The following is a 22,180-nucleotide window of genomic DNA, read 5'->3' on the forward strand; positions in this document are numbered from 1 at the left end:
CGGCGATTCAACGCCGATCCGCTGTTCTGTTACCGCCGCAAGTCGCCCGCGGCCGGGCCCCGGGGGTGTTACTGCCCGGCGGACGCTAGGTCTGAAAGTGCTGCTTCAGCCAGGACGTCTACTGTGGCGAGGTCTGCCTCGGAACTGAGGACAACGGTCATGCCGTTGACCTCCGTGACCAGGTGGGCTTCACCGTTGGCGCTGTCGCGGAGCTGCCAGACGGCACCGCCGGCGGTCCGTTCACCGGCCACCAGGGAGTCCTTGGTGGTCTGGGAAACCCAGGTGGGGTTCGCCGTGTTTGTCTGTGTCAGCCGGATGAACTCGGTATCCGGGGTGAGATATCCCACTTCCCAGGCCGGAACGCCGCTGTTGACGCCGGAGTCCCAGCGCGCGTAGTTTGCCGTCCAGCCGTCAGGGAGCTCAGGGGCCAGCGGATCGTAGCCAGCGTCGGCGGCTGCCTCGGAGGCAATGGCCTGCACGTCCACGTTGCGCGGCTGCGGCTTCTGGTACGGGTTCAGCAGCACCGGCACTAGCACAATTGCCAGCGTGATTCCGGTGGCAATGAGCATTCCAATGACCGTAGCGTTGGCACGCTTGGCCTGCTTGGCGGTCAGGGTGGGGGTTACTGGCTCTTCGGGCTGCTGCTGCTCACTCACTCTTCCATGATCGCCTATCCGGGGCGGCAAGTCCTATTCCTGCGCAAGCGCGGCCGGGGGCCCCGAAGCGTCAGCCGACGTGAAATGCGGGAGTCCAGCAGTGGTGCGGGCCACTTGGCGACTATGATCGGAGCAAGGAACAGCAGCGGGCCAGCTGTCTGGAACCGCCTTTTGAGGCAATTCCAGACAATTCCAGACAGTGCGGCCCGAATTTCAAAGATGAGGTTAGACGTGTCCCAAGGTGCCCAGTACTCAACTCTTTCACCCGCTCTGGCAGTCGGCGACGACGAGCCGGACCGGAACCTAGCGCTCGAACTGGTCCGCGTCACCGAAGCTGCCGCCATTGCCGGCGGCCACTGGGTCGGGTTCGGCGACAAGAACGCGGCCGACGGCGCTGCTGTGGACGCCATGCGCTCCCTGATCTCCACCGTCCACTTCAACGGCGTTGTGGTCATCGGTGAAGGCGAGAAGGACGAAGCTCCCATGCTCTACAACGGCGAGCATGTGGGTGACGGCACCGGTGCGCTCTGCGACGTCGCCGTGGATCCGATCGACGGCACCCGCCTCACCGCGCTGGGCATCAACAACGCCCTGGCCGTGCTGGCCGTCGCAGAGCGCGGAACCATGTTCGATCCCTCCGCCGTGTTCTACATGGAAAAGCTGGTCACCGGTCCCGAAGCAGCGGACATGGTGGACCTTCGCCTTCCGGTCAAGCAGAACCTGCACCTGATCGCCAAGGCCAAGGGCAAGAAGATCAACCAGCTCAACGTCATGATCCTGGAGCGGGACCGGCACAAGCCGCTGGTCCAGGAAATCCGCGACGCCGGTGCGCGTACCCGGATGCTGATGGACGGCGACGTCGCCGGCGGCATCGCAGCAGCCCGCGAGGGTACCGACGTCGACGCCCTGATGGGCATCGGCGGCACCCCTGAAGGCATTATCACCGCCTGCGCGGTCAAGACCCTTGGCGGAGTCATCCAGGGCCGCCTGTGGCCGACCTCGGACGAGGAAAAGCAGAAGGCCATCGACGCCGGCCACGACCTGGACCGGGTGCTCTCCACGAACGACCTGGTCACCAGCGACAACTGCTACTTCGCTGCCACCGGCATCACCGACGGCGACCTGGTCCGCGGCGTGCGCTACAAGAAGGACCGCGTTCTGACCCAGTCGATCGTGATGCGTTCCAAGTCCGGAACCATCCGCATGGTTGACGGCGAGCACCAGTCCCACAAGTGGGAGTCCTACGCCCGCCTCCGCTAAGCACCCGCAAGCCGCATAAAGAGGAGGCCCGGACAATGTCCGGGCCTCCTCTTTGCATGCGCGGACTAGTTCCGGCGGATCTCCGCCACCCGCGCACCAATCGTTGCGATCACGACGACGGCGGCGGCCGCAGCGGCGAGCACCGCCGTCGGGGTGGAGAGCAGTTCCCCGTTCACCCGGGAGACGGCGATCCAGGACAGGCCCCAGGCGAGGGCGGCTGCCGGTGCCAGCCGGCCCCGGCCGTAGAGCGCGAGGCCAACGCCGACGGCGGCGGCTGCAGCCAGCACGATGCCCGCCCACACCACAGGGTCCAGGCCAAAGCCGTCGAACCCGCCGGAGGTCAGCGCAGAGGCGATGTTGGCACAGATGGCCACGCAGACCCAGCCCAGGTACAGGCCAAGCGTTCCGTCCACGACGACGGCGCCGAGCAGGCTGTCCGGGCGGCTGCGCGCGTAGCGGGCGAAGATCAGTGCCAGGACCACCAGCAGTGCCGCAATGACGACGACGGAGAGCGGGACGGATCCGGCCTGGACGCTGAGGATCCAGGCGGCGTTCAGGATCAGCGAGGCAGCTACCAGCCAGCCGAGCCGGCGCTGTCGGTTCGAGGTGCGCTGTGAGGGCAGCCACTGGTAGATGGTGTACGCGCCGAGTCCGGTATAGATCACGGACCAGATCGAGAAGGCGGGGCTGGCCGGGGCGAGATAGGTGGCGTCCGCGCTCAGTGCCCCGCCGGCCGCTTCGGCGATGGGGGTGCCGCCGAAGACACCCACGCCAATGACAGAGCCGATGATGCAGATGATGAAGGACGCGGTGACGGTCAGCTGCCGGGCCAGATCGCTGCCGGAGTAGCTGCCCGTGGGCCCGGTTCCGCTGCCGGCAGCGCCGGATGGACTAGAGGTTCTGGGGGTCGAAGTAGCCATAGTCGAGCCTAACAAAGCATGCTTAGTATTTCTGGTGCCTTTCGCTCTGCCTACGGTCTCAGCTCCATAACAACCGCGCGTTCGAAGCCGGTGCCGGCTTCCACGTAGGCTAGATGGCATGACATTGAGCGTTACTCCCTGCACTGATCCATCCCGCTGGAATGGCCTCGTCAACCAGTTCAACGGGCACCCGCAGCAGCTGTGGGGGTGGGGAAAGACCAAGGCCGAGCACGGCTGGCAGGCCGAACGGCTGCTGTTTTCCGACGGCGGAACCGTAGTCGGCACGGCGCAGCTGCTGATCCGCCGGCTGCCGTTCCCCTTCCGGGCCCTTGCCTACATTCCGCGCGGACCCCAGGGGGAGCCGGGCCGCGAAGCCGAACTGCTCACCGCCGCCGCCGGCTACGCCAAGGCAAAACACCATGCAGTAGCGCTGACCATCGAACCTGACTGGGATGCGGACTCCCCGGCTGCGGCAGCGCTGCCCGGTGCCGGATTCCGGCCCAGCACGAACACCATCCTGATCCCTCGCACCCTCATCCTGGACCTCAGCCGGGAGGAAGATGAGCTGCTGGCTGCCATGAGCAAGAAACACCGGCAGTACATCCGCAAATCCGGACGCGAGGAGCTGGAGTACCGCGCGGTTCGGCGCGAAGAGCTTTCGCAGTGCCTGGCGGTCTACAAGCAGACGGCTGAGCGGGCAGGCTTTGGTATCCACGAAGACGCCTACTACCTGGATATTTTCGACAACCTGGGCGAAGATTCCCCGGTTTACGCCGCGTTCAAGGGTAGCGACGTCGTCGCATTCCTGTGGCTGTCTGCCAGCGGCTTCACCGCTTTCGAACTGTACGGCGGGATGAGCGAGGAAGGCGAACGCCTACGGGCGAACTATGCCCTGAAATGGCTCGCCATCCAGGAGATGAAGGCCCGGGGCATCACCCGCTACGACTTCAACGGCCTGCTCAACGACGGGGTGTCCAAGTTCAAGATGGGCTGGGCGCAGCATGAAAACATGCTGGCCGGAACCTGGGATAAGCCGCTGTCCCCGCTCTACCCGGTCTTCACCAATGCGCTGCCGCTGGCCCAGACGGCCCTGCGGAAGGTCCGCAGCGGAATCGGTGCCCTCCGCAGCAGGCTGGGACGCTAGGTCCCGGCTTCCGCTTCCGCGGTCCCCGGTGCTAGATCCGCAGGGTCGGTGCCTCCGGGTCCGCTGCCGGGGAAGCGGAGCCTGCGGTCACGGCGAAGGCCAGCGCGCCGTCGTCGTGCTGGGCCGAATGCGCGGCCAGCTTGGCGATCACCGGTGCCTCGTCGGCGCCGATGAACGCGCAGTCTCCCGGGTTCAGGATCAGGTCCTGTTTCGGCGAATCAAGCACCAGCGAACCGCGCAGCGCCATGACCAGGGTGGGTCCGTTCTGCAGCAGCGGAACGTCCGCCGATGACATGCTTTCAGCGCCGGCGGTCTGCGCCAGCTCCAGCCGCTGAAGCGAGAACTCGGAGAACGGCGGCCGGTAGAGTTCCTGGCCCAGCCCGGTGCGCTCTGCCTCTACTCGGGGAATCCCCAGGGCCTGGAAATCGATGGTCTTCAGCAGCTCCGGCAGGTCCACGTGCTTGGGCGTCAGCCCTCCGCGGAGCACGTTGTCCGAGGACGCCATGACCTCCACCCCAAGACCGCGCAGGTAGGCGTGGACGTTTCCTGCCGGGAGGTAGATCGCTTCTCCGGGGGAGAGGGACACACGGTTCAGGAGCAGGGAGATCAGCACACCGGGATCCCCGGGATAGTAGCCGTCCAGCTCATCGAGTTCAGCCACGGCCGGATCGAGTTCGGCCCGGCCGGCTGTGTCCTGCGCCCGGACGGCGCCGGCCGCGGCAGCAACAGCTTCGCGGACTTCCTCGCCCCCGCTGATCAGGCGGCGGAATACGCCTTCAAGCCGTTCGGTTTCCGGGCGTCCGGACTCCAGGTCAGACGCGGTCTGGGCCAGCAGTTCCGGTGCCGGCCGGCCCGTGGCCTCCACCAGCCGGGAGACGCTGCGGAAAAGCTGCGCCGCGTCCTCCGGCCGGCGGAAGCCGCAGAGTGCTTCAAAGTCCGTCAGCGCGAAGATCATCTCCGGCTTGTGGTTGGCATCCTTGTAGTTCCGGTCTGCCGCTGCACGGTCAACGCCGGCGGCTTCCTCGGCAGCGAAGCCGGCCTGTGCCTGTTCCCTGGTGGGATGGACCTGGAGCGAAAGCGGTGATCCGGCAGCGAGCACCTTCGCAAGGAACGGCAGGGCCGGTCCGTGCACGGCAACGGTCTCCCGGCCCAGCAGCTGCTCCGGGTCCCGGGCAATGAGCTCATCAAGGGTGGCAGGTTCCCCGCCAAGGACAGGGGACGGCGCACCGGGATGGGCGCCGAACCAAAGCTCAGCTTCGGGTTCCCCGCTCGGGTCACGGCCAAAGAGCTCAGCCATGGCCGTCAGGGAACCCCAGGCGTAGGGGCGGAGGGTGCCTGAAAGCAGATACATGTCTCTCTCTTCGGTATGTGGTGGCCGCGGACCGAGAGGCCCGGTACACGGCAGGGGAGGAGGGACCGGCGGGTCAGCCGGCGCTGCAGACCCCGTTGTTGTCCAGCAGCATGCCCAGCGTAGCCGTGTCACCCAGGCGGGCCAGTTCCTGGAGATACTCTTCGGTGATTTCCGGGCCGGCAGGGGCAGCGGGTTCCGGTGCGGGCGCCGGGGCAGCCGGTTCAGGTGCCGCTTCCGCAGCCGGATCGTCCTGGCCGATCGCGCCGTCGTCCACCGGCGCCGGGGGCGCCTGCTCCTGCGTTGCCTCAGCCGCGGCATCGGTTTCGGTGAGCATCTCCTGCACCCGGGAGTGGATCAGGTCGAAGTCTGGGTAGGTGACGAAGTTATCCGCTGCAGTACCGAAGTCCGGCGGGCCAATGGTCATCCGCTGGACCTCGTGGTTCTTGGACTTCAGGGCGAGGTCCACGAAGCTGCCCAGCTGGTCCTGCGGAATGTCGGTGTGGACCACCTGCTCGCCGGCCGACGCAATGGCCTGGAACCGGGTCAGCAGTGTGGCAGGGTCCAGCTGGGCCACCATGGCCTGCTGGACGCACTGCTGGCGGGCGATGCGGTGGTAGTCGGTGACGAATTCGCGCGAACGGGCGTACCAGAGTGCGGTGTAGCCGTCCATGGTCTGCACGCCGGGGGCGATCCAGCCGTCCGGCGGGTAGTGCAGGTTGGTGCCGGGGATTTCCGCCGCGGTTATGGGAACCCAGCCGCCGACGTCGATCTTCACGCCGCCCATGGCATCGATGAGGGAGGAAAAACCCTCCATGTCCACAATCACGTAGGACTGGATCTCAAGTCCCAGGATGCCGCCGGCGGCATCCATCATGGCCTCGGCGCCGGGATCTTGGGAGTCCGGGTAGAGGTCGGGATACTGCTCGGCGACCACGGGGTAAAGGCTGTTCAGGATGCACTCATCGCCGCAGCTGTAGCCGTCGGGGAAGACCTGCCAGAGCGGGGAACCGTCAGTGAACGGGGCGTTCTGGAAGTTCCGCGGCAGGCCGAAGGTGACGATCTGACCGGTGTCGGCGTCCACGCTGAATACGGACATGCTGTCCGGGCGCAGGCCGGTGCGGTCGGCGCCGGCGTCCCCGCCGAGCAGGAGGAAGTTGTAGCGTCCGTCCACCGGGTCAAAGGCGGGACCGGAAGCGAAGATGTTGTCGAAGGTCTGCCGGCTGACGTTCAGCAGCCACGCGCCGTAGCCCAGCCCGCCGCTGGTGACGGCCATCAGCACGACCATTGCCGCGGCAACGGCCGGGCGCATGTTCCGCTGCAGCAGGGGCGGCCGGATGATGCGGAAAGTGTTGAGGAACAGCAGCGCCCAGCCGACAGCGAGCAGGGCGAGCAGCGCCATGATCAGGAAGGAACCCCAGCGGTTGGTGAAGATGTTCACCAGCAGGATCCTGTTGGTCAGCGCCAGCACCGCCACTGCGATCACTGCAGCCCAGACCAGGAACGTGATCCGCAGGGCCATCCGGCCCAGCCGCCGGTCCCCGGCCACCACCTGCGCGGAGCCGGGAAGAACCAGCGTCAGGAACAGCAGCAGGAAGGCCCGCTTGTTGCGCAGCCGGGGTGATGCCGACTGCGGGTATCGGACCGGGTCCGTGTAAACGGTCCCGGACGCGCCCGCCGCTGTTCTGCTCATCCGCCGCTCCTATGCGCTTTCCGGGACCGCAGTGCGCAGCCTGGCACCCTTGGCCATGGCGCTCTGGCGGAGTTCGCCGGCAAAATCAATGAGCTTCTGCTGCAGGCCTGCAGCGAGGGGATCGGTGCCGGCAGCCAGCATGCGCACGGCCAGCAGGCCGGCATTGCGGGCGCCGCCAATGGACACGGTGGCCACGGGAACGCCGGCAGGCATCTGGACGATCGAGAGCAGGGAATCCATGCCGTCGAGGTACTTCAGCGGCACGGGAACGCCGATGACCGGCAGGGGAGTCACGGAGGCGAGCATGCCCGGCAGGTGGGCTGCGCCGCCCGCACCGGCAATGATGACGCGCAGGCCGCGACGGTGTGCTTCCTGGCCATAGGCGATCATTTCGGCCGGCATGCGGTGGGCAGAGACGACGTCGGCCTCATAGGGGATGCCGAATTCGGCCAGTGCCGCTGCGGCTGCGTCCATGACGGGCCAGTCTGAATCCGACCCCATGACCAGGCCGACCAGCGGCTTAACGGCGGTGCTCATGCCTTCTCCTCATTCGGTTCGCGGCCGTCGCGGATGATCGCTGCGGCCCGTTCGGCGCTTCGCCGGACAGCAGGCAGGTCTGCAGCGGCGGCTCCGACAACGTTGACGTGGCCGACCTTGCGCCCCGGGCGCACCGTCTTGCCGTAATTATGTACCTTGGCGGCCGGCTCGGCTGCGAGGGCCAGCCGGGTACCAAGGTACAGGTCCGGGTTCTCAGCGCCGAGGAAGTTCTTCATCACGGCCACGCCGCCGAGCAGTGCGGTGCTGCCCAGCGGCAGCCCCAGCACGGCGCGCAGGTGCTGTTCGAATTGGCCGGTAACCGAACCATCCATGGTCCAGTGCCCTGAGTTGTGCGGGCGCATGGCCAGTTCATTGATGAGGAAACCTGGGCCCCGGCCGGGCGTTTCAAAGAGTTCAGCGGCCATGACGCCGGTCACTCCCAGTTCAGCGGCGATCCGCAGGGCTGCCTCCGCAGCCGCTGCCGCCGTTTCCGGGGCCAGGTCCTGGGCCGGGGCGATCACTTCGTCGCAGACGCCGTTGACCTGGATGGAGTGGACTACGGGCCAGGCCGCGGCTTCACCGTCCGGCGTGCGCGCAATCAGAGCGGAAAGTTCGCGGGTGAAGGGAACCTTTTCCTCAGCAAGCAGGGGAGTGCCGGTGAACCAGTCCGCTGCCGCCGCGGCAGCGGCGGCGTCGTCAATGATCCGCACCCCCTTGCCGTCATAGCCTCCGCGCGGGGTCTTCAGCACCACCGGCCAGCCGGACGCCTTGCCGAAATCGATCAGGTCCGCGACGGAGGAGACGGCAGCCCAGCGGGGATTCGGCAGGCCCAGACGGTCCACGGCTGCGCGCATCACCAGTTTGTCCTGGGCATGCGCCAGCGCATCCGGTCCGGGCTGGACGTTCACGCCTTCTGCGGCGAGGGCACGCAGGTGCTCCCCGGGGACGTGCTCGTGGTCGAACGTCAGGACGTCCACGCCGCGGGAAAAGCTCAGCAGTGTCTGGTAATCGGTGTAGTCACCGACTACGGCATTGGCTACAGCCGGAACAGCGGAAACATCTGGGCCTTCTGCCAGCACCCGGAGCTCAAACCCGAGTTCGGTGGCCGCCGGGGCCATCATCCGGGCCAGCTGGCCGCCGCCGACAACGCCGATAATAGGAAATCTCACGTCTACAGGTTACCGAAGCTGCGCGAAGTTCCTGCCCTGTGTCACGGGCCAAACCCGCGGGACGAGGGCCAAATCCGAGGAACGGAAGGTAAAGTGGGTTGTCTCTGCCGTGCCATAGCGCGGCAGTTCCTTCGTCCGGCGGGAATCCCCGTGCGTACATAACTGGCCGCGGAGGGTCATGATTCGATCATTTATTTCCTGGCTTAGGTCCCTGGCGTCTGCCTTTTGGCGGGAGGTCGCCAAGTTCGGCACCGTCGGAGCCGTCGCATTTGTGGTGGACAACGGCCTGACCTGGATCTTTATGCACAGCGTGATGGAGGGCAGCCCGGCCAAGGCCCGCTTTGCCGGAGCCACGATCGCCACGATCTTTTCCTGGGTGGCCAACCGCTGGTGGACCTTCCGCCACCGCCGCCAGTCCAACGTCGCCCGCGAGTTTGGACAGTTCATCCTGATCAACGGCATCGGGATCTTCATCTCCACGGGGTTCACCTGGATCGCCCGCTACCCGATGGGCATCACGGACAACGGAACCCTGTTTATGGCCGGTGTCATTGGAATCGGCGTCGCGACCGTGGTTCGCTTCTTCGCCTACCGGTACTGGGTGTTCAACAGCACGGCCAGCGACGCTGAAGCCGACGAGCTTGCCATGGAACTCACCGTGGACCCGGCCCATACCGCGGCTCCGGAAGCCGCGGCAGAGCCGGCCAAGCCGCTCAGGCCCCGAGCCGAGCAGTAACCTTCTCCGCCGCCAGCATCCGCTCGGTGGCCTCGACGCCGCTGCCGGTAACAACCAGCGTTCCGCCCCGGGCCCATACGGCCAGCGCCGTTCCCAGGACGCGCTGTGTCCCTGCCTCAGCGGGGGCCAGCACAGTCTGTCCCTGAACCGGTTCCGCCTCGGTGAGGGCGCTGAAAGCTACGCCGGGGTCCGCTGCTGTGCCGGCTATGGCCTCGGCCGGTTCATCCTGGTAAGCCGGGCCCGTCCACGTGTCTGCGAAGGCCCGGACTTCCGCCGAATAGTCGCTGGTTCCGCCCGGCAGGGTGTCCGGCCAGGACATAGCCAGGGCCGGGAGCGCTACCGCTGCCACGAGTTCGCCCGGAGTCCTCGGCTCCGGATCGGCTGCCGTGGCCCTAACCGGGGCACCTGCGGCTGCCGACAGTGCAATCGGGCAGCCGGCCTGCCAGGCGCCAAGAGCCCAGACGAGCGTCTTCCAGTGAACGGGCAGATCCAGTTCGACTGTGGTCCCCGGTTCGGCGTCGAGCTCCTCAGCGAGGTAGTTGGACGTCTTGGCGGCCCAGTTGTCCAGCACCTTTCCGGAGAGTTCCACCCGTTCGGAATCCGGCCCGTACCAGATCAGGGCAGGTGAGGTTGCCTGCTCGGTCCTCAGCGTGTTCAGTATGTGGGGAACCGGGTTGACCGTCATGGGTTTGTCGCTTTCGCTAGGGTGGGGCGGAGCTGCGGGAACCGGTCGGGGCAAATTTCCGGCGTGGCGCGCCGCCGTGAGACGGTTCCGACTCTATAGGATGCCGAAACAGCTTGACGTGACCGTATTACACGCGTGTAATTAGGGGACGGATTTGTTCCAGCAAACCATGACCTACATGCGTTCACAGCAGGCTGATTGTCGCCTGGGTGAATCCAGATATCCGATGCTGGGGCATTTACACCGGGAGGACTCCATGGGGCAAGCAGAGAAGATGCAGGGCCGGCCGGACATCCAGGCGCAGGCTTCAACGAGTTACGGCTCACGCGGCGTGCCCGGAGACTGGTACGTCGACCCTGCTGACCCGCAGGCGGCAGACCGCTACCGGGAAGGCGCCGGAGGCAGCCTTGAAGATGCAGCCACCGCCTTCCTTGCTGCCCACGAGGCCCTTGCCGGAGGTGAAACCCCGAGCGGCGAGGACCTTCTGGACCCGCCGATCTCCCTTTTCCCCGCCCCCGCAGAAACCGAGCAGCGTCCGGTTTGGATCGGGCTGCCCGGTATTGGGGACGGCTACGCAGACGAAAGTGAACTCGGGTGGCAGGCGGATGCCCTGTGCGCCCAGACCGATCCCGAAGCTTTCTTCCCGGAAAAGGGCGGTTCCACCCGGGACGCCAAGAAGGTCTGCGCAGCGTGCACCGTGCGGTCACAGTGCCTCGAGTACGCGCTGGCCAATGATGAGCGGTTTGGCATCTGGGGCGGACTTTCCGAGCGCGAACGCCGCCGGCTCCGGAAGCAGGCAGTCTAATTCTTTCGCACGTCCGCGTATGTGCCGTAGTGGTAGCCCACAACGGTGCCGAGTACCTCCCAGAAACACTCTCCGCCCTGGCGGCCCAGACCCGGCCGGCAGACTTCTGCATCGGTGTAGACGCCGGCTCAGCTGACGCATCCGCGTCGCTCCTGCAGCTTGGGCTTCCCGTAGGGAGCCCCGTCACCGGTGCAGGAACCCGGTCCGGTTTTGGCGCCGCAGTCAAAGCAGGACTGGAGCAGCTGCCCCGGCGTGCTGAACCCGCAGACAGTACACAGGAATGGCTGTGGCTGCTTCACGACGACTCCGCCCCCGATCCCGGGGCGCTGGCACAGCTGCTGCGGGCCGTGGAGCTGGCCCCCTCGGTGACCATTGCCGGGGCCAAGCAGGTGGAGTGGGACAACCCGCGCAAGCTGATCGACGTCGGAGTCTCCATCAGCCGCTGGGCTGAGCGCCTGACCATGATCGACGTCGATGAACTGGACCAGGGCCAGTACGACTCCCGCAGCGACGTGTTCGCAGTCAACTCCGCGGGCATGCTGATTCGGCGGGATGCCTGGGATGCCCTGGGCGGCTTTGACCCCGCACTGCCCGGCACCGGGGATGACATAGACCTCTGCTGGCGCAACCGGCTCGCCGGCAACCGCGTAGTGGTGGTTCCCTCAGCACGGGTCCGCCATGCCGGAAGCCGGCCAAACCCGGCTGCCACCGCCCGCGCCTCCCGCAAAGCCGAAGTCTTCCTGCGGCTCAAGCACGCCCCGGCCTGGCAGGTGCCGTTCCTGGCACTGGGCGCCGTGCTCGGCGGATTCGGCCGGTTCTTCCTTGGCATGCTGGCCAAGGACCCCGGATACGCTGCCGGCTCCCTGGTTTCCAGCATCGCCGCTGTGCTGCGGCCGGTCGATCTCTACCGCTCACGGCGCAGGGCAGCGGCAACCCGCAAACTCCCGCGCAGTACGGTCCGGGCGCTGGTCACCACACCGCGCGAGGTCCGCGAGCACCGCAGGTCAGTCCACGAGTCGGACGCCGCTGCGAACGCCTACCGGGCGGAGACACCCGGCGCGGCCCAGCCGTATGAACCCAGCGGTGACGCGCACGACGACTTCGCTGCCCTGGCTACCGGACGTGCCTGGTCCGGTGCCGGTGCCCTGGCCGCGTCCCTGCTCCTGACGGCTGCATCAATTGCCGGCCTGCACCGGCTGGTCGGCGCCCCGGCCCTTACCGGAGGCGCGCTGCTTCCTGTTTCGGACACACTCTCGGCTATCTGGGCCAATGCAAGCTCCTGGTGGAGCGAAGTCGGCGCAGGTTACCCGGGCCACGGTGATCCCTTTGACTACGTTCTGTGGCTGCTCGGAGCTGCAGGCCTGGGCAACGCCAACGCCGCCGTCGTGGTGCTGGTCCTGCTGGCCATGCCGCTGGCCGGACTGAGCGCCTGGTTCGCCTCCGGCACGCTGACCCGGCGTCCCGGAGCAAGGTTCTGGGCTGCGATGGTCTGGGGGACCCTTCCCGCCCTGCAGGTCTCCATCGGCCAGGGGCGCCTGGGCGCGCTGGTCGCGCACATCATTCTGCCCCTGACGGTCCTGGCCATGGCACGTGCCGTGGGCGCAGGTACCGCTGCCCGCCCGGCCCGGACCCCGGCCGACCAGCAGCCGGGACCGCGCAAGCCCGGCGTCCAGGGTGTGCCGAGCTGGACGGCCGCTGCCGCCGCGGGCCTGCTCCTTTCAGTCCTGACTGCCAGCGCCCCGCTGCTCTTCGTCCTGGGCGTGCTTCTGGTCCTTGTGCTTTCACTGCGCCTGGGGTCGCGGGCACGCACGCTCTGGTGGTCCCTGCTGGCCCCGGCAGCACTCCTGCTGCCCGTGGTGCTTTCAGCGTCCGGCAACCTGCGCGCTGCCGCCGCAGATCCGGGTGTTCCGCTTCCGTTCGTACCGGCGGCGCTGTGGCAGCAGCTCCTTGGGTACCCCGCAGCGTTTGGCAGCTGGGACCCGGTGGCAGGGCTTGGGTTCCTGCCCGAGGGTCCATGGGCCCTGGTTCTTGCCCTGCTGGTCGGCGTCCCGCTCGCTGCGCTGTCAGCCGCGGCACTGTTCTTCCCCAGCCGTGCCGGAACTGCCCGCCTCGGCTGGCTGATGGCCATCGCGGCCCTCGCATTATCTGCAGCATCGGCCTACCTGGTGACCGGCAGCGCCTCCTCAGCACTGGTGACCCCGTTCCCGGGTCCGCTGGTCTCCGCCGCGGTCTTCGCCCTGCTCTGCGCGGCCCTGCCTGCCCTGGACCTGGTGCTCGCCGGCCGGAAAAACGAAACCGGACGGACCCGCCGCCCGGCAGCGGCCGGTGCCGTCGCCGTTGCCGTCCTGCTCAGCGCCGGGCCCGCCGCGAGCCTGGCGGCCTGGACCATTCCGCAGTCCACCGGTGCGGCATCGGCCGCCAACTCCAGCGGAGTGCAGCCGGGACTTGAACTTTTCATCCGGCCAACCGACCCGCGGGTGCTTCCGGCCACCGCCGCCGACCGCGGCAGCAGCGCGGACCAGACCCGTGCACTGGTGCTGGCCATCGGGCCGGAAGACCAAATCACTGCGACCCTGATGCGTGCTGACGGAAGCACCCTGGACGGACTGAACGCAGGCTACGCCGCCCGCGCCGTCGACGGCACCATTGGAGACGAAACGCATGCCCCCGACGACGAAGCGACCGCCTCGCTACGCGGCGCCGTCGCGGTTATCACCGCAGGCACCGGAGTGGATCCGCGCGAGGAACTTGCCCGGCTGGGCGTGGGGTTTGTGGTGCTGCAGACCTCGGACACAGCGGCTGAACTCCTTGCTGACCGGGTGGACGCCGTTCCGGGACTGACCTCGGTTGGCCAGACCGGCTCCGGCTGGCTCTGGCGGGTAACCGGATCACTGGATGAGCAGGGCACCGAAACAGTTGCCGGGCAGACCGCGCGGGTCCGCATTGTGGATGCTGCCGGCCAGACCCTGGAACTGGTTCCCTCTTCCACGACCAACGTCGACACTGACATCCCGGAAGGGCCTGAGGGCCGGCGCCTGGTGCTGGCCGAACGTGCCGACACAGGCTGGCGGGCCAGCCTGGACGGCAAGGCACTTGAACCGGCCACTGACGGGTGGGCACAGGCCTTTGATCTTCCGGCGGAAGGCGGAGAACTTACGGTCAGCTACTACAGTCCGTGGGAACCATGGACCGGAATCGTGCAGATCATTGTGTTTGGCCTGACAGTACTGCTGGCCGTTCCCACCCCGTCCCGTTCCGGCGTCATCCGGCTGCCCGGACGGCAGGGGCCGGTACGCACACCCGCTGCCCCCGTGCCTGCGGACGAGGAGGACGCTGCGGACCGGCATACCGCGCAGGACCACCCGGCCCCGCGCCCCGGGAAGGAACCGGCACTCGCCCGGGACAGCCGTTCCGGGGCACGTGCCCGGCGGGACAAAGCACCCGGGAAGCGCCGCGCCAGGGGAGCCGCCAAAGCAGAAGCATCTCCGGATGCAGCCGTGCCGGTGAAAAAGAACTCGTCTGAAGGAGTGCGCTGATGGCCGATCCCACCGGAACATCCGGAGGCGGTTCATCCCGTGCCGAGGGACGCAGCCGCAGGGCCGCGGGCCGGAAAAAAGCCTATGCAGTGCTCTCCGGCACCGTACTGCTGGGAACCGCCGGTGCCCTGATCACCGCCGCTGCCATCGCGTCACCGCCGCGCACCGAGCTGGCCGCCGCGCCGCCGGCCACCGAAGTCCCCGCAGGCACGCTTACCGGCGTATGCCCGGAACCCCTGCGGCTGCTCGCCGGAAACGTCACCTCAGTGGATGCAGAGTTCAGCCCGGTATCCGAATCAGCGTCCACGGCCGTCACAACCGCCGTAGTGGGCGGAGCGGGAGCAGCCCTGGCACCGGCGGCATTGACCGTGCTTGGCAGCGGAGCTGCCGTCGCAGCCCTGGAGCCGGGTTCCGACGTTCCGCTGGCAGGCACCCGGCTGGGCGGAGTCCTGGCCAACAAGGAAGTCACCTCGGTTACCGCCTTCGAGGCTGAACCCAGCGGGGACCGGCAGGCCGTCGCCAACGCCGTTATGGGCTACACCGCCTCAGACGGAGACCTGGCCGGGCTGGCTGCTGCCAACTGCCAGACACCGGCCAACGATATGTGGCTCCTGGGCGCCCGGACCACAGTGGGCGCCACCGCCGTGCTGCGGCTGAACAATCCCTCCGTCACCCCGGCGACGGTGGACCTGGAGATCTTTGGCTCGGAGGGAAGGATCGAAACCGGCGGCAGCCGTGGAATCGTGGTGGCTCCGGGGCAGACCCGGTCCATCGTCCTGGCCGGCCTGGCTTCCAGTCAGGAGTCCGCAGCGGTACGGGTACGCAGTTCCGGCGGCCCCGTAAGCGCCTTCATCGAACAGAGCATCCTGCGCGGACTCACTGCCGGCGGTGTTGAAATCATTGAACCGACTGCGGCGCCCGGCCCGCGCCAGGTAGTCACCGGCGTCGCGCTGCAGTCCCCGGAGACCACCAGGAAACTCGCGGGACAGGACGGCTACGAATCGGTGTCTCCGGTTCTTAATGTCGCGGTGCCCGGAACCTCTGATGCCTCCGTGCATCTTCGGGTCTTCGGCGAAAAGGGCGAGGTGGAGATTCCCGGCGGCGGCGTGTTCAGTGTCCCGGCCGGCACAGTCGGAAAGATTCCGCTGGCGGAGCTTCCCGAAGGCACCTACACCCTGGACCTGTCAGCCGACGTCGCTGTGGCCGCCGCTGCGGTGTTCAGCCGCGGCACCGAACCCGGCGAACGGGTGGAACTGGCTGTTGCTCCCGCAGACGCCCGGCTGGGCAGCGAACACCTCGCCGTGGCCGCCCCCGGCGGGAACTCTTCCCTGGTCCTGGCTGCACCCGACGGTGAAGCAGAAATCCGGGTCCGGGCGCTGGGAACCGACGGAACCCTGCAGGAGGAGAAGACCATCCAGGTCCCTGAAGGCCGGACCGTCACGCTGCAGTCCCGGGACATCGGAAGCGGAGACCTGGCCGCAGTCCTGGTCAGTGCGGTGGGCGACGCGGTCTACGGCGCGCAGCTTGTCACCGGCGAGGGGCCGGGTATTTCCGTGCTGCCGCTCCCCGAAGGTGCTTCCGGGGCCCGCTCCGTTCAGGTGGGAATCGGCTACTAGCCTGCGGGTTTCCCTGCGGGTTTCACTGCAGGGTTTCCCTTCGGGTTCCCTTAGGGGGCCCTACAGCGGCCGAAACCGGCCGTAGGTGGGGTCAATGGTCTCCGGATCCATGCCCATTAGGGATGCCAGCTGTTCCACCACTACGTCATGGATGAGCTCGTTGACCGGCACCAGTCCGCGTGCAGTTGATTCCACGGGCCGGCGGTAGATGGTGATGACCGGCGGTTTGGGGCCCAGACCCGGGCTGGAAGAAGCCAGCGGAATCGAACCGCCGCGGCGCACCAGTTCCTCCAGGCCGTCCGGAATCTCCTGGACGATGAACTGGTAGGTCTGGATGTCCTCGCCCCAGAGCCGTTCGAGGCGTTCAGCGGACTCCATCACCCAGTCATCAAAGCGTTCCGCGCGGGTCCGCGACCCGGCCAGATGCGCCGGCAGCAGCTCTCCGCGCAGGCCCCGTCCGTGGCGGTTGCGGCGCCGGCTGCGGAACGGGCGCGGCACTGCAGGGTCCGGCCCGCCCTCGCCGGAGCCGGCGTCGAGCCTTATCCGTGCGGAAGATCCTGGCGACATGGCACCTACTCTAGCCCGCACCGCCTGGCGCGGGGAGACCGTGTCGCAGGGCATCGGGAGCCCGGCGTGGCTGCGCCGGCTGCACACGGTTGCCGGGTAGAGTATTGACCCGTGGGATCCTTACGTCTTTGTTCACGTTCAGCGTGCCGGCAGGCCGCCGTCGCTACTTTGACGTACGTGTACGCGGATTCCACCGCGGTCCTTGGACCGCTCGCAACCTACGCGGAACCGCACTGCTACGACCTGTGCGAACTGCACGCACAGCGCCTCACCGCCCCGCGCGGCTGGGAAGTCCTCCGCCTGGATCTTGGCACGCTTCCCCGCACACCCGGCCCTGACGAGCTTTCCGCGCTGGTGGACGCCGTTCGGGAAGCCGAGGAGGCTCCTGCGGCCGAGGAACCCGGCCGCCGCAGCGGCAAGCACGCGCTGGAACCGCCCGCTGAGCTGGGCGCCTCACGCCGTTCCCACCTCCGCGTGCTGCGCGAAGAGATCAGCGAACCCAGCTGAACTAAGCCGCGTCGCCCTGCACGCTATAGGCTGGAGAAATCAGCCGGGGATGAACCGCGGCCGTGACCAGTCAACCGTTTCGCAAGGAAGTGCCGCAGCCATGGCTAACCTGACCGCCGATCTCCTGGATATCCTGCGTTGCCCGCAGACCCATTCGCACCTGCTGCAGGAAGGGAACGAACTCGTTTCCACTGCTCCCGGACCGGACGGCAAGCCGGTGCGCTATGCCATTGAAGAAGGTATCCCGGTACTGCTGCCGGCATCCGACGCCCCGGCCGACAACACCTAAGAACTGAGGACCGCATTCCTGTGAGCATTGACTTCAAAGTAGCTGACCTGTCCCTGGCCGAAGCCGGCCGCCACCAGATCCGCCTGGCTGAGCATGAAATGCCCGGGCTTATGGCGCTGCGGCGCGAATTCGGTCCCAGCCAGCCGCTGGCCGGTGCCCGGATTGCCGGTTCCCTGCACATGACGGTGCAGACGGCCGTGCTGATTGAGACCCTGACGGCCCTGGGTGCCGAGGTCCGCTGGGCCTCCTGCAACATCTTCTCCACGCAGGACGAGGCCGCTGCCGCCGTTGTGGTGGGCGATGGAACCCCGGAAGACCCGAAGGGTGTTCCCGTGTTCGCCTGGAAGAACGAGACCCTCGAGGAATACTGGTGGACTGCCGAGCAGATCCTCACCTGGCCGGAAGGCTCCGGCGGACCGAACATGATCCTGGACGACGGCGGCGACGCCACCCTGCTGCTGCACAAGGGTGTTGAGTTCGAAGCCGCCGGCGCCGTTCCGGCCAACCCCGGCGAGGACGACCCCGATTACTCCTACGAGTACACGGTCATCCTCGACACCCTCCGCCGGTCACTGGCCGAGGCCCCGGGGAAGTGGACGGAAATCGCCAAGGGCATCCGCGGCGTCACGGAAGAGACCACCACGGGCGTGCTGCGGCTTTACCAGCTGGCCGCAGACGGAGCGCTGCTCTTCCCGGCGATCAACGTCAATGACTCGGTCACCAAGTCCAAGTTCGACAACAAGTACGGCATCCGCCACTCGCTGCCGGACGGCCTGAACCGTGCAACCGACACCCTGATCGGCGGCAAGGTCGCCGTCGTCTGCGGCTACGGCGACGTGGGCAAGGGTGCAGCTGAAGCTCTGCGCGGCCAGGGTGCCCGCGTCATTGTTACCGAAATTGACCCGATCTGCGCCCTGCAGGCTGCGATGGACGGCTACCAGGTGGCGCGCCTCGAATCGGTTGTGGGCCAGGGCGACATCTTCATCACCACCACGGGCAACAAGGACATCATCATGGCCTCCCACATGGCGCAGATGAAGCACCAGGCGATCGTGGGCAACGTGGGCCACTTCGACAACGAGATCGACATGGCGGGCCTGGCCCGGGTCCCCGGCATCCGCAAGGTGGAAATCAAGCCGCAGGTCCACGAGTGGATCTTCGACGAAGGAACCGAGAACCAGCGAAGCATCATCGTGCTCTCCGAAGGCCGTCTGCTGAACCTCGGCAACGCCACCGGGCACCCGTCCTTCGTGATGTCCAATTCCTTCGCGAACCAGACCATCGCCCAGATTGAGCTGTTCACCAAGTACGGGCAGAACAAGGAAGACGGCACGCCGGAGTACGCCAACCAGGTGTACGTGCTGCCGAAGATCCTGGACGAAAAGGTTGCCCGCCTGCACCTGGGTGCCCTCGGCGTCGAACTGAGCGAGCTGACCAAGCCGCAGGCCGAATACCTCGGCGTGGACGTGGCCGGACCCTACAAGCCGGACCACTACCGCTACTAGACCGCGCAGCAGCGCACCAGCGCCGCGCAGCAAAACAGGCAGCTGTGCCGCTTCGGAAAGGAAGCGGCACGGCTGCCTGTCTGTGCACCGGCTCAGTGGCTCTTGTGCCCGGGGCCCTTGTGCCGCGGGCGGCCGGCATGGGCCTGCTCGCGGTAGACCTGCACCACGGCCGGGCGCGGAGCCCGGACCTGGCCCGGCTCCGGGGACTCCGAAGCGTAGTCCGGGAAGTAGGACGTGTGAGCTCCGTAGCTTCCGTCCTCGCCCGGGTGCTGCACGGCAACGAACACCATGGATTCCTCATCGTGGATGACCGGCCCGCAGGTTTCAGCGTCCCGCGGGACGGAGAGGAACTGCTCCACCCTGCCACGCTGTTTTCCCTCAAGGCCCACCTTGAACAGGCCGTCGTTGTAGCCGATGCCCGACGGCGCTCCGTCAGTTGAGATCCAGAGGTTGCCGGCCGAGTCGAAGGCCAGGTTGTCAGGGCAGGAGATGGGGCTAACGGCGTCCTGCGGGAAACCGCTGAAGTACGTGGCATCGCCCTGGGCCGGATCCCCGCACAGCATCAGGAGGTTCCAGCTGAAACTGGTGGCGGTGGGATCAGAGCGGTTCTCGATGATTTCAATGATGTGCCCGTCGCGGTTCTCCCGCCGCGGGTTAGCTTCGTCCGGCCCGGCGTTCGTCCCTGTACCGCGGTTGGAGTTGTTGGTGCAGGCCACGTACACGCGCTGGGTCACGGGGTGCGGCTCGACGTCCTCGCAGCGGTCCATCTTCGTGGCGCCGGCCCTGTCCGCGGCAAGCCGGGTATAGACCAGGACTTCCTCTACGCTCATTCCCTCTATCCGGGACCTGCCGTTCACCACCAGCGGCAGCCACGTGCCGGTTCCGTCGAACGCGCCGTCGGAAGGCAGGCCGCCGGTTCCGTCCACCTCGGCGGCGGGCGAGTTTCCGCTGAACTGAGCCGCGTAGAGGTCGCCTTCGGCAAGCAGGGTCATGTTGTGCCGCTTGTCGTTCCTGCGGTACTTCCGCTTGGAAACGAACTTGTACAGGTAGTCAAATCTCTCGTCGTCACCGGAGTAGGCCACCGCCTTGCCGTTCCGGGCAATCGTGACGTTGGCTCCTTCATGCTTGAACCGGCCCAGGCTGGTGTGCTTGAGGGGCACTGAATCCGGATCCTCCGGATCGACTTCCACGATGTAGCCGAACCGGTTGGGCTCGTTTCGGGTGGCCTCGGACCGGGCGTCGAAGCGGGGGTCGTCCTTTTCCCAGCCCATGGCTGTCGCAGAACTGTCCAGCCCGTAGCGCCGGTCCGCGGCGCTGGTTCCGTCCGTGCGGAAGAACCCGTTGAAGTTCTCTTCCCCGGAGAGCACGGTTCCCCACGGGGTGCTGCCGCCGGCACAGTTGCCGAGGGTGCCGCGCACAAAACGGCCCTGCGGGTCCTCGCCGGTCTGCAGCAGCGCTGACCCGGCCGCCGGTCCGGTGAGTTCGAAGACAGTGTCCATGGTGATCCGGCGGTTGAGCCTGCCGCCCTGGACGTAGTTCCACGGTTCGGAGCGTGCATCGCGGACAAGCTCCACCACGGACATGCCGACGGCGTTGCGGAAGATGGCCCGGCGGGCAGCTTCTTCCGCCGCGGAAGCGGGTGCTTCGGGGAACATGATCTGCGGATTGACGTACTCGTGGTTGCAGACCAGCAGGCCCTTTTTTCCTCCGGGGTGTCGGAGGATTTCCAGGTAGTCGTTGTTGTAGCCGAACTGGCGTGCCTGGGCGGCGGCGTCCTGTGCCGAGAAGTCGAAGCCGGGGGAGTCCCTGAACAGCGGGTCTCCCCACCGGATCAGCGCTTCCCAGGTGTAACCGGACGGAACGTCGAAGCTGTCCACTGCGGCATCAACCGGACGGATTGGGGAGAAGTCCAGGCGTTGGCCCGGCCGTCCGGGTCCGCCGCCGGGACGGCCGGGAGCTGCTGCGGCGGGCGAGGCGCCCAGTGAGACGACGGCGGCGCTCAGGATGCCGGCGGCCACGGCACCGAGGGCGGTGCGGCGGGAAAACTCGGCGGAGACGATGTCCCGGAAATAGCTGTTGGCTGAGGTGTTGCAGACGGCCCTGCTGCACGCACTGTCGCATTTCAGGGCGCAGGTGACGGCACTGCGCTTCCCGCGGGTATGGCCGAGCATGGGCAGCAGCCGCCGCCTGCCTTCGGGGAGATTCCCGGGGGTGAGCGGAGAATTCATGGTCCTGCCTTTCCAATCGTGGATGCGTCGTTGCTCCACGCTGGCAGGAGGAAACAGCCGGGAGGCGGCCTGGAAGTGAACCCGGGGTGAACGCTCGCTGCGGACTCCGCCGGGAGAACGGGGTCTGCTAGGCGTCGGTGAATGGAAGCCTGTGCAGCCTCCGGCCCAGCTGCTCGGTCCGTTCGTGCTGGGCGCTCAGGCGTGCGTAATCGCGCTCGCGCCGCTGGGAAGTGACAGCACGGAGGTACGTCTCCGGAAAGGTGCCCGCAGGCGGTGGCGGGGAAACAAACGCAGACACTTCGGTGGCCAGGGAGGCTGCCATGGAAGAACGGGCGGGCGGGGCCATCCGGCCTGCCTGGGCCAGGAACCTGGAAACCCGCCGGGAGAGGGGATCCGGCAGGCGGCCGATGTCCGCCAGCTCCGCCCACGGCGCCAGTTCTGCGGGCATGTCCACGGTGGGGGGAGGCGGTGCCTGCACCCGCTCACGCATTGAGTACGTTCCGGCCAGCATGTCCCCGAGCCGCTTGGACTTTTCGTTGAACACCGCAACGATGAAGGCCAGCGAACCGGCGAGCATGTAGATTTCCAGCACGGCCAGGATCCCGCGCGTGAACGCCTGGCGGAAGCGCACCGCACCGCCGTCGTCCCGCACGATCCGCAGCCCCATGATCAGGCGGCCCAGCGACTTGCCCCGCGTCAGGGTTTCCACCGCAACCGGAACCACCACCAGGACCAGGACCACGCTGGTCAGCAGCAGGGCGCGGGTCAGCGCCGGGTCCAGCGATCCGTCCAGGGTGTTGCCGATGAGGAAAAACAGGAGCAGCAACAGCAGCAGCTGGGAGACGACGTCGATCAGGCAGCTGAGCGCACGCGCCGCAAAGGACGCGGGACGCAGCTCCAGGACAACGGCCTCACCGGTCACTACCGTGCTCATGCCTGCCCCTGCCTCCATCCGAACCGCATCCCGAGGCTCGCCGGT

At 67.2% G+C, this 22,180-nt stretch carries 19 protein-coding genes; 9 read left to right on the forward strand and 10 right to left on the reverse strand.

The genetic code is table 11. From position 1 onward, the window contains the following. Positions 1 to 68 precede the first annotated feature (68 nt). Positions 69 to 656 (reverse strand): DUF4245 domain-containing protein, encoded by a 588-nt coding sequence (locus tag TVC13_RS08730; protein ID WP_422400825.1) that lies wholly within the window; start codon positions 654 to 656, stop codon positions 69 to 71. 219 nt (positions 657 to 875) lie between these two features. Here TVC13_RS08730 and glpX point away from each other — a divergent pair, with 219 nt between their 5' ends. Continuing rightward, positions 876 to 1,916, forward strand: a complete 1,041-nt coding sequence (gene glpX, locus TVC13_RS08735) for a class II fructose-bisphosphatase (RefSeq protein ID WP_055240249.1) — start codon at positions 876 to 878, stop codon at positions 1,914 to 1,916. A 65-nt stretch (positions 1,917 to 1,981) separates the two neighbouring features. On the opposite strand, the gene TVC13_RS08740 is transcribed toward glpX, so the two are convergent. Further along, on the reverse strand, positions 1,982 to 2,836 hold the full coding sequence (locus TVC13_RS08740) for a tryptophan-rich sensory protein (protein WP_422400826.1): 855 nt from the start codon (positions 2,834 to 2,836) through the stop codon (positions 1,982 to 1,984). A 118-nt stretch (positions 2,837 to 2,954) separates the two neighbouring features. On the opposite strand from TVC13_RS08740, the gene TVC13_RS08745 reads away from it, so the two are divergent. Next, positions 2,955 to 3,980 (forward strand): lipid II:glycine glycyltransferase FemX, encoded by a 1,026-nt coding sequence (locus tag TVC13_RS08745; protein ID WP_422400827.1) that lies wholly within the window; start codon positions 2,955 to 2,957, stop codon positions 3,978 to 3,980. A gap of 31 nt (positions 3,981 to 4,011) precedes the next feature. Here the strand turns inward: TVC13_RS08745 and manA are convergent, their stop codons facing one another. The 4 genes from manA to TVC13_RS08765 form a co-directional block, all read right to left on the reverse strand. Beyond that, entirely contained in the window at positions 4,012 to 5,331 is a 1,320-nt protein-coding gene (manA, locus tag TVC13_RS08750) for a mannose-6-phosphate isomerase, class I (RefSeq protein ID WP_422400828.1), read from the reverse strand. A 73-nt stretch (positions 5,332 to 5,404) separates the two neighbouring features. Beyond that, complete coding sequence (locus tag TVC13_RS08755) at positions 5,405 to 7,021, reverse strand: LCP family protein (protein ID WP_422400829.1); 1,617 nt, start codon at positions 7,019 to 7,021, stop codon at positions 5,405 to 5,407. A 9-nt stretch (positions 7,022 to 7,030) separates the two neighbouring features. After that, positions 7,031 to 7,558 carry a 5-(carboxyamino)imidazole ribonucleotide mutase gene (gene purE / locus TVC13_RS08760; protein WP_422400830.1) on the reverse strand — a complete coding sequence of 176 codons (528 nt, stop codon included), beginning with the start codon at positions 7,556 to 7,558 and terminating at the stop codon, positions 7,031 to 7,033. Next, positions 7,555 to 8,727, reverse strand: coding sequence for a 5-(carboxyamino)imidazole ribonucleotide synthase (locus tag TVC13_RS08765; RefSeq protein ID WP_422400831.1), 1,173 nt, complete (start codon positions 8,725 to 8,727; stop codon positions 7,555 to 7,557). The genes purE and TVC13_RS08765 overlap by 4 nt, the downstream gene beginning before the upstream one ends. A gap of 178 nt (positions 8,728 to 8,905) precedes the next feature. Here TVC13_RS08765 and TVC13_RS08770 point away from each other — a divergent pair, with 178 nt between their 5' ends. Next, a complete protein-coding gene (locus TVC13_RS08770) occupies positions 8,906 to 9,463 on the forward strand; it encodes a GtrA family protein (RefSeq protein ID WP_422400832.1) in 558 nt (185 codons plus the stop codon). Here the strand turns inward: TVC13_RS08770 and TVC13_RS08775 are convergent. Next, positions 9,441 to 10,148: a TIGR03089 family protein gene (locus tag TVC13_RS08775; RefSeq protein WP_422400833.1), complete on the reverse strand. Its 708-nt coding sequence runs from the start codon at positions 10,146 to 10,148 to the stop codon at positions 9,441 to 9,443. The genes TVC13_RS08770 and TVC13_RS08775 overlap by 23 nt on opposite strands. A 256-nt stretch (positions 10,149 to 10,404) precedes the next feature. Between TVC13_RS08775 and TVC13_RS08780 the strand changes: the two genes are divergently transcribed. Genes TVC13_RS08780 through TVC13_RS08790 form a run of 3 tightly spaced genes read left to right on the forward strand, consistent with a single transcriptional unit; the run spans position 10,405 to position 16,105 of the window. Then, positions 10,405 to 10,953 carry a WhiB family transcriptional regulator gene (locus TVC13_RS08780; protein WP_422400834.1) on the forward strand — a complete coding sequence of 183 codons (549 nt, stop codon included), beginning with the start codon at positions 10,405 to 10,407 and terminating at the stop codon, positions 10,951 to 10,953. Positions 10,954 to 10,982: 29 nt separating this feature from the next. Beyond that, entirely contained in the window at positions 10,983 to 14,489 is a 3,507-nt protein-coding gene (locus TVC13_RS08785; protein ID WP_422400835.1) for a glycosyltransferase, read from the forward strand. Further along, positions 14,489 to 16,105 carry a DUF5719 family protein gene (locus TVC13_RS08790; protein ID WP_422400836.1) on the forward strand — a complete coding sequence of 539 codons (1,617 nt, stop codon included), beginning with the start codon at positions 14,489 to 14,491 and terminating at the stop codon, positions 16,103 to 16,105. Before TVC13_RS08785 ends, TVC13_RS08790 begins: the two co-directional genes overlap by 1 nt. A gap of 60 nt (positions 16,106 to 16,165) precedes the next feature. Here TVC13_RS08790 and TVC13_RS08795 read toward each other — a convergent pair whose 3' ends face one another. Then, entirely contained in the window at positions 16,166 to 16,672 is a 507-nt protein-coding gene (locus tag TVC13_RS08795; protein ID WP_422400837.1) for a metallopeptidase family protein, read from the reverse strand. 111 nt (positions 16,673 to 16,783) lie between these two features. Here TVC13_RS08795 and TVC13_RS08800 point away from each other — a divergent pair, with 111 nt between their 5' ends. The 3 genes from TVC13_RS08800 (at position 16,784) to ahcY (ending at position 18,973) form a co-directional block, all read left to right on the forward strand. Beyond that, complete coding sequence (locus TVC13_RS08800) at positions 16,784 to 17,179, forward strand: DUF3499 domain-containing protein (protein ID WP_422400838.1); 396 nt, start codon at positions 16,784 to 16,786, stop codon at positions 17,177 to 17,179. Between the two features lie 100 nt (positions 17,180 to 17,279). Beyond that, positions 17,280 to 17,468 (forward strand): Trm112 family protein, encoded by a 189-nt coding sequence (locus tag TVC13_RS08805; protein ID WP_422400839.1) that lies wholly within the window; start codon positions 17,280 to 17,282, stop codon positions 17,466 to 17,468. A 20-nt stretch (positions 17,469 to 17,488) separates the two neighbouring features. Beyond that, the gene (ahcY, locus tag TVC13_RS08810) at positions 17,489 to 18,973 is read left to right on the forward strand and encodes an adenosylhomocysteinase (protein ID WP_422400840.1); all 1,485 of its coding nucleotides are present in this window, start codon (positions 17,489 to 17,491) and stop codon (positions 18,971 to 18,973) included. A 92-nt stretch (positions 18,974 to 19,065) separates the two neighbouring features. On the opposite strand, the gene TVC13_RS08815 is transcribed toward ahcY, so the two are convergent. After that, positions 19,066 to 21,201: a PhoX family protein gene (locus tag TVC13_RS08815; RefSeq protein ID WP_422400841.1), complete on the reverse strand. Its 2,136-nt coding sequence runs from the start codon at positions 21,199 to 21,201 to the stop codon at positions 19,066 to 19,068. Positions 21,202 to 21,328: 127 nt separating this feature from the next. After that, a complete protein-coding gene (locus tag TVC13_RS08820) occupies positions 21,329 to 22,135 on the reverse strand; it encodes an RDD family protein (RefSeq protein WP_422400842.1) in 807 nt (268 codons plus the stop codon). Between the last annotated feature and the right edge of the window lie 45 nt (positions 22,136 to 22,180).

It is taken from the genome of Arthrobacter sp. 3Tela_A (assembly GCF_049311025.1).
GTDB lineage: Bacteria > Actinomycetota > Actinomycetes > Actinomycetales > Micrococcaceae > Arthrobacter_B.